This window comes from Mesobacillus zeae (genome assembly GCF_003570705.1).
Classification (GTDB): Bacteria; Bacillota; Bacilli; order Bacillales; family Cytobacillaceae; genus Mesobacillus_C; species Mesobacillus_C zeae.
The window spans coordinates 100,810-111,881 of sequence record NZ_QWVT01000021.1 but is presented as its reverse complement, the minus strand read 5'-3'; the positions used below and the strand labels follow the sequence as shown (position 1 = coordinate 111,881).

Sequence of the window (11,072 nt, the reverse complement as noted above, 5' to 3'; positions counted from 1 at the left end):
GCGCTTTAAAGCGCTGGGGGTCAGGCACCCTTCATATGTTTACTGCGTTAAAGAACATATAGGTAGACGCTAAGGAAGTGAGACAGGCTGCCGAGGAGAATGAAAATATGGAAGATTTCATGGTAGCCCATATACTTTGATTTCATAAACCGCGGTTTAATTCCATAAATGATCCCACCGATTGTATAGAGTATTCCTCCAGTAACAAGCAGCGCCATCCCGGTTGTAGACAGGCTTCCCGCTAGCGGTGAGGCGGCAAAAACGATCATCCAGCCCATTCCTATATAAAGAGCGGTCGATAGCCATCTTGGCGATTTGAACCAGACCATTTTGAAAATAACACCAGCAGCAGCAACCCCAAGAATGATGGAGAACATAATCCAGCCTGCTTTACCCTCAAGACTGACAAGGCAATATGGAGCGTATGTGCCTGCTATCAGAATAAAAATCATCGAATGGTCAAGCCTCCGCAAAAATCCGATGACCCTATCCCTTGCTACAGCCATATGGTAGGTAGCCGAAGCGCTGTAAAGCAGCATCAGACTCAAGCCGAAAATCACAACAGCTGCCATTGTCATTGGTGAAGCAGAAGACGAAGCTGCTTTGGCGACCATCATCAGAAGGCCGGCAAATGATAATACCGCTCCAGCCAAATGTGTGAAGCCATTGATGGGTTCCCGGATAAATTGATTCATATAAAACACTCCCTCAACGTCATGTGGTTTTGATAACTACTTAATAGTATATACGTAACTTATCATGTGGTCAATGTTTACCTTGGATAAAATTCAAGGTATAATAATGACTACCAAGTATGAAATGAGGCCAGAAATGATTGAGATTGAAAAATTGATTGATGCGCTTGATCCTAAAAGCCAAATCAAGCTCGGCGACATTCCAGAAATCGACCTTTATATGGATCAGGTCATCCAGCTGTTTGAAAATAATTTTAAAGACACAAGGCGAAATGAAAAGGACAAGCTTCTGACTAAAACAATGATCAATAACTATGCAAAAGGAAAGCTGTTTTTCCCAATTAAAAACAAAAAGTATTCCAAAGAGCATGTTATTTTGATTAGTTTAATCTACCAGCTAAAAGGTGCCCTATCAATCAATGATATAAAGGCTGCGCTGGAGACTTTAAATGAGAAACTGATCCAGGGAAACTTTGATCTTGGCAGTTATTACGAAGATGTCCTTAGCCTCCAGGAAGCCGGATCTCAAGCATTTAAAAAAGGCTTACAAGAACGCGCCGAGGAAGCCAGCAGCAAAGCTGCCTCCGAAGAAGATCCTTACCTGGAAAAGTTGCTGCTTATTCTAAGCCTGGCCAATATGAGCAGTCTGTACAGACGGGCAGCTGAAAAACTAGTTGATGAAATATCAGGAAGCACGAACGAATAAACAGACTGTAAGTACCTGCTGAACAAAGCGTAAAGAGCATCCCGAAAGTCCATCCTTGAAAAAATATGCATTCGGGAGGGGGCTGAAGCTAACATTCTGCAGCAGAAAGGCCAAGCCCTCCAGCCTGGCCTTTTTTCGTTCAGGTAAATAGGCAGGGAGTCTTCTTTTTCATATTTAAAGATAACAATTTGTGAAAATTTTCTTATTTTGAAATACCGATAAAAGTGGTACAATGTTATTTGTGTTCATTTTTCAGCATGAAAAATATGGCTAGGAATCTACTGTTCAGCAGAATATTACATTCGACTGAGCGCGCAGCAAGAAGCTGTTCGCATAATTTCAAGAAAATTTAATTAATATTTTGTTCTAAAATGGTTCGACAGGAGGAGATATACCATGAAAACAGACAACGGTGAAAACCAGCTTCAGCGCGGGCTGGAAGAAAGGCATATTACCTTAATGTCCCTTGGGGCAGCAATCGGTGTCGGCCTTTTCCTTGGGGCAGGGGAAGCAATCAAGATGGCAGGACCGGGCATTATGCTTGCGTATGCATTCAGCGGCCTCATTATCTTCTTTATCATGAGAGCGCTTGGAGAAATGGCGATTCATAAGCCGGTAGCAGGCTCGTTCAGTAAATACGCCCGTGATTACCTTGGACCTCTTGCTGGATATATTACCGGATGGAACTACTGGTTTTTATGGGTTGTTACCTGCATGGCTGAAATTACCGCTGTCGGTATATACATGGAATTCTGGTTTCCGGATATTCCGCGGTGGATATGGGCCCTGGCTGCGCTTATCATCATGACGACTGTCAATTTCCTTGCTGTCAAAGCATATGGAGAGCTCGAATTTTGGTTTGCAATGATTAAAATTGTCGTAATTGTCGCAATGATTATCTGCGGATTTGGCATGATCCTGTTTGGTATAGGCAACGGCGGAGTTGCTACAGGAATTGAAAATCTTTGGAACAATGGCGGTTTTTTCCCGAATGGCATAAAGGGTGTCCTGTTATCCTTGCAAATGGTTATGTTTGCCTACCTTGGTGTAGAAATGATTGGTGTAACAGCGGGAGAAGTAAAGAATCCTGAAAAAAACCTCGCAAAAGCGATAGATACTGTTTTCTGGAGAATTATGATCTTTTACATCGGCTCTTTGTTTGTCATCATGGCGATCTATCCATGGGAGGAGATTGGGACAAAAGGAAGCCCGTTTGTTCTTACCTTCAAGCAGCTTGGTGTGCCAGCTGCAGCTGGAATCATCAACTTTGTTGTCTTAACAGCTGCACTGTCAGCCTGCAACAGTGGGATTTTCAGCACAGGAAGAATGCTGTTCAACCTGGCTCAGCATGGTGAAGCTCCTAAGCCTTTTGGAAAAGTTACAAAAGGAGGCGTCCCAGGCATGGCAGTACTTGCTTCGGCAGGAGCCTTGCTTGCAGGGGTTGTCCTTAATTATGTTGTTCCGGCTAAGGCGTTTGCATGGGTAACAAGCATCGCGACTTTTGGCGCCATCTGGACATGGGGTATCATTCTGCTCTCCCAGCTCCGGTTCCGTAAAAGCCTTGATAAGGAAAAAGTGAGGCAGTTAAAATACAAAATGCCCCTTTATCCTCTTTCTTCATACGTATCGCTTGCGTTTTTAGCGCTGGTTATCGTACTAATGGCAATTAGCGAGAATACAAGAATTGCAGTCATCGTAGGTCCACTCTGGATTGGCATCCTGACAGCTGTCTATTATGCCAAAGGATTCCACAAGCGTTATCCAGACCAGGCTGACGATGAAAAAGCAGTATAGTTTTAAAGGCTCCCTTTTACAAAAAGGGGGCCTTATTTTATTTCCAGTTTCGATGGCCAGCGCCTAGTGGACGTCTCCCATTTCCCTACGACGAAGCACAGGATGTGCGAGTAAGGCGTTGCGCACAGGACGTGCGCGCTTTTAGCGTTATAAGTCAACATCGAATCGCTACGTTTTTCGTGTTTCCTTTATCGCGCATCAACGGGCAGTAGGTTCCCAACTGCCCGTAAAAGCCCGATCGGCTCATCTAACAATCAGCGGCAAAACCCATCCGCTGATTGAAGATTCGCCTTATCTCAGTCGGATGACTCCAGTCCATACGGCGCTTAACGGGCGATTTCGCATTTCTTCATTAGAGCATCAAAATTGAAATTTCCGGAAATTGACTTTAAGCTGTTAATAGGAGACCGGGTGAACGAGTGTTCAGTTTGTTTATGCGGACTTTAAAGAGGAGGAAGGCCATAATGGTAATCATTCATGCACACATTGATGTGAAAGAGGAATTCCGAAGCGACTTTCTGCAGCTGGCACGTATGGTGATGCAGGGATCTAAAGCTGAGGAGGGAAACATCAGCTATCAGCTGTATGAGGATACTGACAATCCTGCACAATTTGTCATTCTTGAAGAGTGGAAGGATTTGCGTTCGATCAAACACCATGAGGAAGCTCCACATTTCAAAGCATTTATCGAGGAATCGTGTGAAATGCTCTCCAGGAAACCTGTTATTAAAAGATATGAAGTGAGCCAAAAGCTATAGAGTAATAGAAAAAAGCAGGGAGGTCAACAGCAATGAATCCAAAATACAGCGACCTATTTCAGCCATTTCAATTTTCAAATGGGATAGAATTAAAAAACCGGATTGTTATGGCGCCAATGACCAACTTTTTGTCACATGACGACGGGACTGTTTCAGATAAAGAAATCAGCTATTATATCCGCCGATTGAGCGGCGTTAAAATCCCGGAATTACGATGGCTGATACGTTAAAGTTTGTCGATGTACTTGCGGATAAGAATCTGGATTACCTGCACGTGTCCCTTATGGACTTTTGGTCGAAGCCAAAAAAGGGGTATCGAGGATAGGCATGCGCGGATACAGATTATCCAGGAGCTTACAAGAGACCGTGTTCCTCTTATTTGGAGTGGGTTCGATTTACAGTGCAGACGATGCCGCTAAGGCTATTTCGACAGGCATCCCGCTTATTGCATTGGCGCGTGATTGATCATCGACCCTGACTTTGTCGAGAAAATTGAGACTGGGCGGGAGAATGAGATTGAAACGACTCTTGATAAAAATGGGCAGCATCGCCTCGTTATTCCTGATCCGCTCTGGCAGACCATACTAAATATCAAAGGCTGGTTCCCGGGAGTATAAGTCCTCTGTCCAAAGTTGGTTCAATCGGGTAAAATAAAGAAAAACCCAGTTATGAGGATGATCAATAGTGTATTTAACAATAAAAGAAACAGCTGAATTTCTGTCCGCAACCGAGACTTATATTGAGAACCTGATTCTGCAGGGCCGCATCCGCGCCATTCATGACGGGGAACAGTATCTCATCTATAAGGAACAATTCAACACCCATCTAAAGCAAATGGAAAAATACAGGACAATGGTAGAGGAAATTCTGAGTGAACCGATTCCGGAAGACATTGATATAAAAGATGAAGATTGACAGAATAGCAAGCATGCTCCCGTTTTTAGGAGCATGCTTTTTGATTTTAAAACCTTTGCAAACAGTTGCTAATAAGAGAATGTTATGCCCATTGAATAATGAAGCGTAGGGGCGTAAACTATAATTAGAAGGAAAATCAGCAAGATTTTCAGCCGGCTCCGGATAGAAAAAAGGGGAGGGAATGAAAATGGCAACGCTGATTGCTTATGCCAGCAAGTATGGATGCACAAAAAAATGTGCAGGGATTTTATGGGGAAAGATGGAAGACAGGACGGATCTCCTCAATGTCAAAAAGGAAAAGAAGGTTGATTTGTCTCAATATGACAAGGTCATTATCAGCGGCTCGATCTATGCGGGGAAAATCCAGAAAGAAGTTACGAGATTTTGCGAGAAGCACCTTGATGAACTTCTGCAGAAAAAAGTTGGCCTGTTTATTTGCTGTATGGAAAATGGGGATGAAGCCGAAAATGAATTGAAGCACTCTTTTCCTGAACTATTGCTCGAGCATGCCATCATCAGCGAGTTTTTTGGCGGAGAATTAACTGTTAGCGAGATGAACCTATTTGACAAATTCGTTATTAAGATGATTGCAAGAGATGGAGATAAGATTCCAGCAGAGGATACGAGCACGGTATCCAATGAAAAGATCAGCACGTTCGCAAACAGGATGAATACCGCTTGAACCCCCAGAAGGGTTATAAATATAAAGACTGAACTAAGCCGCATGGACATCTTTGTCTGGCGGTTTTTCCTATTATATAAAGTATTTTGCGACTATTGAACCATGTGTTTCGTTTGTGCTTTATGGTAGTATTTTCATATATTAGGATTCGCTAACAGTATAAATCCTAAAGAATATATAATGAAGCTGACAAATTATTTTAGGGGTGGAATTGTTGGACATGGTTAAATTAAGCATTGAAGAGCTGATGTTTTGTTTTTATAGCGAGGGGTTATTTGAGCAGGGGCTTGGACTGAAACAGAATTATTTCCCTGAAATGACTGATGAACAGCAGGACTTTGCATTTCAGGTTTCATGCCGCTCTCTATTGGCAAAAGAGATGTTGGAATATAGCGAGCATAGCTACAAATTGAAGAAGGACTATGCCCCATTTATTAAGGCTTTGGCAAATTCACGCTATTCACTGAATGCATCCAAATTTGAAAGTGACGAAAATTTGCAGCGTACCCATTCTTTTCTTGTTACTGAACATGATATTTACAGTTACTGCACAATCCATGATGAGCAAGTACACCAAATTACAAAATTAAATTCAGTTGAGCAGATTTCGGAAGAGCTAAGTGCTTTTTTCGGTCTGGAAAGCATTCCTTCTGCGTGCGAGGAGCTATTTGTTTTGGAAAACGAGGATTTTGAAGAGCTGTTAAAAGGAGTTAGCGAGAATTCAGCCTTGCTTGAAGGAGCAATGGCAAAATTGGATTTGGAGAATGGGCTGGTTAACGAGTTTATGAAAGATTTGTTATCACGAAGGGGAATGATGGACAGCATCGTCCAATTTCAATATGATAAATCCAATCAGCCGAATGTAAGTGATTTAATTTTTGTCATCCCAGGAAAGCTCCGCCACTGGTTTATCACCGGCAGTGTAAAAAATAAGTTTACGCTTCGGGCCGCAAACAAGGAAGTGCTACAGAGAATTGTTTCTGGCAGTGGAATACTTACCTCTATATAAAACCAGGTACATTATACCGTAAATAAAATAGATGCGCTCCCTCGAAAAAGAGGGGGCGCATTATTATGCTTCCTGCAGTATGTTTCCTTGTTTGGCCATAGCCTCGCTGTGCTTAGGAAGTTCCACTACTACCTCGGTGCCGTCACCGGCATTGCTTGAGAAACGAATGGTTCCGTTGTGGGATTGAACAATTTTGAAGCTGACGGTGAGCCCCAGACCCGTTCCCTTTTCCTTTGAAGAATAGAAAGGCTCTCCAATTCGTTCAAGCATTTCCTTTGAGATGCCGCAGCCATTATCTTTAACGGTGATCATAATTTTCCCGCTTCCTGAATCACAAATGTAAACCTTGACGGTACCGCCCTTTGGCGAGGCTTCAATAGCATTTTTAATTAGATTGATAAAAAGCTGTTTCAATTGGTTTGGCTCGCACTGGATAAGCAGTTTTTTCTGGAGAAAAGTAAAGTTGAGCTGTACGTCATGCAGGGTTGCCTCCGTGTTCAGCAGGGAAGTGACATCCGAGAGAATGGTCTGGATATCAGCTTCTTTATGCTGGATTTTCTGTGGCTTTGCCAGCATGAGCAGTTCGCCGACAATATGATTGATCCGGTCAAGTTCGTCAAGCATGATGCTGTAGTATTTTTGGTGCCTTTTATCCTCCATTCTGAGCAGCTGGACAAAGCCTTTCAGAGAGGTGAGTGGATTTCTGATTTCATGGGCAACGCTTGCTGATAATTCTCCAACGACCGATAGCTTTTCAGTACGGCGGAGCCTTTCTTCAGTCTGTCTTATGTCGGTTATGTTCTTCCCGTAGCCGATAATTCCCTCAATCTCACCGTTGACGATGATTGGAACTGAAGTGCAGTATAGCAACAGGGGATTTCTATTTTTACCGAAGACATGAATTTCAGAAATATTGGGCTTGCATTCATTCACAACAGAAGATAGGGCTTTTAGTATGTCTTTCTGGCTCTGTCCATTGACAAGCTGGGTTACATGCTTTCCGATTGTTTTTTCGGCTGTAAAACCGGTCACTGACTCAAATTGGGGGTTCAGTTTGGTAATATAGCCTTTAAGGTCAATCATGTATACAAGCTCAGGATTGTAGTCAAATAAGGACTTGTACCGTTGCTGGTTTGCCTTGAGCAGCTTGTCCATTTCTTTGCGTTCTGTTATATCTCTTTCAATAATGACGAGTCCTTCCCGGCTGCCGTCGTCGTTAAAGAGTGGGACTTTGACAGTATCAAATGTTCTCGATGATCCATCCGGCATAGGGATGATCTCCTCTACCTGTGTGACAGTGCCTTTTCTCCAGGCTTCTTCATCGGTTCTTTCGCACGACCTCAAAGCATCTCCGTAAAAATCAGTGTACTCGGCAAGCTCAGAATCTTTTTTTCCGCGATAGTCGACATTTTCAAGCTGAAACAGTCTCAGTCCGGATTGGTTTGCTTCGATCCAGCGGCCATCCCCGTCCTTGAAATTAACAAAGTCGACCATAGAGTTAATGAGTGTTGCGAGCCGCTTCTCGTCTTCCCTGGAAGCGTGCAGCTGTTCTTTTTTCATGAGTGAAAAGTAAAAGAACCAGCCTGCAATGAAAACGTAAAAAGCTTCCTTCATATGACTAGTTAAATGGACATATCGGGGAGGGACAAAATTCTCAAGAAGATAGTTGCTTCCGATAATCCAGAGGAGGCTTACGCCAATAAAAATAAAGATAGGCTTTTTCTTCATGAACCCCGTAAACTCCCGTTCTTTTGGCAGGGGAATTTGCCCCTGCTTTATTTAAATGAATAAACCTTTGTGGGTAACTAAGTTAAGGATGTTAAAAATGAAGACATCATATAATATACTAGCATAAATCAAGCGGTTAATTATGGTATCTTTATGTAAAAATTGAAAAAATAATTTAATATCTTCCAGTTCCCTAGCTCGAAATTGGTTAGGCTGAGGTTTCCAAACAAGTTAAGCATGATAAATTTTTATTTAATAGAGAGAATATTTTAAAGATTGTCCTTTTATAATATTAGTAAGAAAGTAGACAAGGGGGCAACGAAGTGAAAAAGGTTCCAATTTTCATGCTCGGGCTGTTATTAGCTTTAAGCATGATTCTTGCAGGGTGCGGCGGGGAAGAAGTGAAGAGCAATGAGGCTGGAGGGAAAAAAGCTTTAAGGGTAGTGACGGATGCGGCCTATGCACCATTTGAATATATGGACAAGGATAAAATTGTTGGCTTTGACATTGACGTGCTGACAGCCGCAGCAAAGGAAGCGGGCTATACGGTTGAATTCAATCATGTGGGCTGGGACCCAATCTTCGTAGAAATTGAAAAGAAACGGGCGGATATTGCTATTTCTTCCATTACTATCAATGATGACCGCAAAAAATCATATGATTTTTCCATTCCATACTTTCTTTCCACTAATAAAATATTAATCCCGGAAACTAGTGAAATCAAAGGTGCCAATGACTTGAAGGATAAGATTGTCGCCGTCCAAAATGGAACAACCGGCCAGGCTGCCATGGATGCGCTGATTGGTAAAAACAGCAGCAACATCAAAAAGTTTGAAAATAATAATCTTGCCATCATGGAATTGATTAAAGGCGGTGCAGATGCAGTCGTTGCAGACAATGCAGTGATTGAAGAGTATGCCAAAAATAACCCTGATAAAAAACTGAAGGTGATTAGGGACGATACGTTTGCTTCAGAGTTTTACGGCATGATGTTCCCGAAAGGAAGTGCGATCAAGGCGGATTTTGACAAAGCTCTCAACAAAATCATTGAAAACGGCACTTACAGCAAAATCTATAAAGAGAGGTTCGGAACGGAGCCCGACCTGGAAAAGTTAAAATCGCAGCAAAACAAAAAGTAGCTCTCTTAGAAAAGCGCGTAACTTGCTTTTCTGGATTGCGCGCCTTTTTTCCAGGATTACAACCATTTGTCTTATTACAGGGGGTCGAACGGATGGGCTTTAACTTCAATATTATTGTAGAATACGCTCCTTTTCTGCTGAAGGGTACACTTGTGACAATCGGCCTTTCTCTTTCGGGAATATTGATTGGCACGTTGCTTGGATTAGCGATTGGACTTGGAAAGATGGTGAAAAATAAATGGCTGGCGTCACCTTTTCACCTGTATGTCACTTTTTTTCGGGGAACACCATTGTTCGTACAAATTCTCTTGATCCACTTCGGTGTTGTCCCGCTTTTTAATGGAGAAACGAATGGATTTGCCGCTGCCATTATTGCATTGTCTCTGAATGCAGCTGCCTATATAGCTGAAATTTTTCGGGCTGGTATACAGTCGCTCGAAAATGGGCAGATGGAAGCAGCCCGATCCCTTGGAATGAGCAATGCGCAGGCGATGAGGCATGTCATTCTGCCACAGGCATTCACGAGGATGATTCCTCCTCTCGGGAATGAATTCATTGTCCTGTTGAAGGAGTCATCGTTAGCCTCTATTGTAACTGCCCCGGAAATCATGTACTGGGCAAGGGCAATGAATGGCCAATACTACAAGGTGTGGGAGCCATATTTGTCTGCAGCATTGATCTATCTGTTGCTGACTATGTCTTTAAGCTACTTGCTTACGCGGCTTGAGAGGAGGCTGGAAACAGCATGATTAAAATCCAGGGGTTGAAAAAATCTTTTGGCGCCAATGAGGTTTTGAAGGACATCAATCTGGAAATTAAGCCGCAGGAGGTTGTGGTGGTGATCGGCCCATCCGGCTCCGGCAAGTCAACGCTGCTCCGGTGCATCAATCTTCTTGAAACAATCTGCGGCGGACATGTCTATATCGAGGGCAAGGATATTACGGATAAGAAAAATGATATTAATAAAATGAGGGCAGAGGTAGGGATGGTATTCCAGCAGTTCAACCTTTTCCCTCATAAGACGGTCATTGAAAATATCATGATGGCACCAAGAAAGGTAAGGAAGGTTTCGGAAAAGGCAGCCCGCGAAAAAGGAATGTATCTACTTGGGAAGGTAGGTCTTCAGGAAAAAGCGGATGCGTATCCGAACTCGCTGTCAGGCGGACAGAAGCAAAGGGTAGCGATTGCTCGGGCGCTGGCAATGGAACCGAAAATCATGCTTTTTGATGAACCAACTTCAGCGCTTGACCCTGAAGTTGTCGGGGAAGTATTAGAAGTAATGAAGCAACTGGCGCTCGAAGGTATGACAATGGTAGTGGTCACGCATGAAATGGGATTTGCCCGGGAAGTGGGAGATCGGGTCATTTTCATGGATGGCGGCTATATCGTCGAGGAAAACGCGCCTATCGAATTATTCTCAAACCCAAGACAAGACAGGACGCAAGCGTTCCTCAGCAAAGTCCTTTAACATACTAAAGGGTGCCTGACCCCCAGCGCTTTAAAGCGCTGGGGGTCAGGCACCCTTTCTTTGAATCGCTACGCTCTTCGTGTTTCCTTTATCGCGCATTAACGGGCAGTAGGTTCCCAACTGCCCATAAAAGCCCGATCGGCTCATCTAACAATCAGCGGCAAAAACCATCCGTTGA

The 11,072-nt window shown here is 43.2% G+C and carries 12 protein-coding genes and 1 pseudogene; 11 read left to right on the top strand and 2 right to left on the bottom strand.

What is annotated here, in order from left to right; translation table 11 throughout:
• Positions 1-47: 47 nt before the first annotated feature.
• A complete protein-coding gene (gene trhA / locus D1970_RS13070; RefSeq protein ID WP_119113317.1) occupies positions 48-695 on the bottom strand; it encodes a PAQR family membrane homeostasis protein TrhA in 648 nt (215 codons plus the stop codon).
• Positions 696-831: 136 nt separating this feature from the next.
• On the opposite strand from trhA, the gene D1970_RS13065 reads away from it, so the two are divergent.
• The 8 genes and pseudogenes from D1970_RS13065 (at position 832) to D1970_RS13035 (ending at position 6,559) form a co-directional block, all read left to right on the top strand.
• The gene (locus D1970_RS13065) at positions 832-1,401 is read left to right on the top strand and encodes a DUF1836 domain-containing protein (protein ID WP_119113316.1); all 570 of its coding nucleotides are present in this window, start codon (positions 832-834) and stop codon (positions 1,399-1,401) included.
• Positions 1,402-1,797: 396 nt separating this feature from the next.
• Positions 1,798-3,195: an amino acid permease gene (locus tag D1970_RS13060; protein WP_119113315.1), complete on the top strand. Its 1,398-nt coding sequence runs from the start codon at positions 1,798-1,800 to the stop codon at positions 3,193-3,195.
• 464 nt (positions 3,196-3,659) lie between these two features.
• Positions 3,660-3,953 (top strand): putative quinol monooxygenase, encoded by a 294-nt coding sequence (locus D1970_RS13055; protein WP_181213341.1) that lies wholly within the window; start codon positions 3,660-3,662, stop codon positions 3,951-3,953.
• Between the two features lie 32 nt (positions 3,954-3,985).
• Positions 3,986-4,183 (top strand): oxidoreductase, encoded by a 198-nt coding sequence (locus tag D1970_RS23425; RefSeq protein WP_374978554.1) that lies wholly within the window; start codon positions 3,986-3,988, stop codon positions 4,181-4,183.
• Positions 4,156-4,570 (top strand): annotated as a pseudogene (locus D1970_RS13050) (oxidoreductase); the annotation flags it as partial. The gene D1970_RS23425 and the pseudogene D1970_RS13050, both read left to right, overlap by 28 nt.
• 67 nt (positions 4,571-4,637) lie before the next feature.
• Complete coding sequence (locus D1970_RS13045; RefSeq protein ID WP_119113313.1) at positions 4,638-4,868, top strand: excisionase family DNA-binding protein; 231 nt, start codon at positions 4,638-4,640, stop codon at positions 4,866-4,868.
• Positions 4,869-5,055: 187 nt separating this feature from the next.
• On the top strand, positions 5,056-5,550 hold the full coding sequence (locus tag D1970_RS13040) for a flavodoxin domain-containing protein (protein WP_181213340.1): 495 nt from the start codon (positions 5,056-5,058) through the stop codon (positions 5,548-5,550).
• Between the two features lie 220 nt (positions 5,551-5,770).
• The gene (locus tag D1970_RS13035; RefSeq protein ID WP_498071994.1) at positions 5,771-6,559 is read left to right on the top strand and encodes a YfjC family protein; all 789 of its coding nucleotides are present in this window, start codon (positions 5,771-5,773) and stop codon (positions 6,557-6,559) included.
• Positions 6,560-6,622: 63 nt separating this feature from the next.
• On the opposite strand, the gene D1970_RS13030 is transcribed toward D1970_RS13035, so the two are convergent.
• Positions 6,623-8,287 (bottom strand): PAS domain-containing sensor histidine kinase, encoded by a 1,665-nt coding sequence (locus tag D1970_RS13030; protein WP_119113310.1) that lies wholly within the window; start codon positions 8,285-8,287, stop codon positions 6,623-6,625.
• Positions 8,288-8,610: 323 nt separating this feature from the next.
• Here D1970_RS13030 and D1970_RS13025 point away from each other — a divergent pair, with 323 nt between their 5' ends.
• The 3 genes from D1970_RS13025 to D1970_RS13015 all read left to right on the top strand — a co-directional run bounded on the left by D1970_RS13025 (position 8,611) and on the right by D1970_RS13015 (position 10,894).
• The gene (locus tag D1970_RS13025) at positions 8,611-9,426 is read left to right on the top strand and encodes a basic amino acid ABC transporter substrate-binding protein (protein ID WP_259339669.1); all 816 of its coding nucleotides are present in this window, start codon (positions 8,611-8,613) and stop codon (positions 9,424-9,426) included.
• 92 nt (positions 9,427-9,518) lie between these two features.
• Positions 9,519-10,175 (top strand): amino acid ABC transporter permease, encoded by a 657-nt coding sequence (locus tag D1970_RS13020; protein WP_119113309.1) that lies wholly within the window; start codon positions 9,519-9,521, stop codon positions 10,173-10,175.
• Complete coding sequence (locus D1970_RS13015) at positions 10,172-10,894, top strand: amino acid ABC transporter ATP-binding protein (RefSeq protein ID WP_119113308.1); 723 nt, start codon at positions 10,172-10,174, stop codon at positions 10,892-10,894. Before D1970_RS13020 ends, D1970_RS13015 begins: the two co-directional genes overlap by 4 nt.
• Positions 10,895-11,072 lie beyond the last annotated feature (178 nt).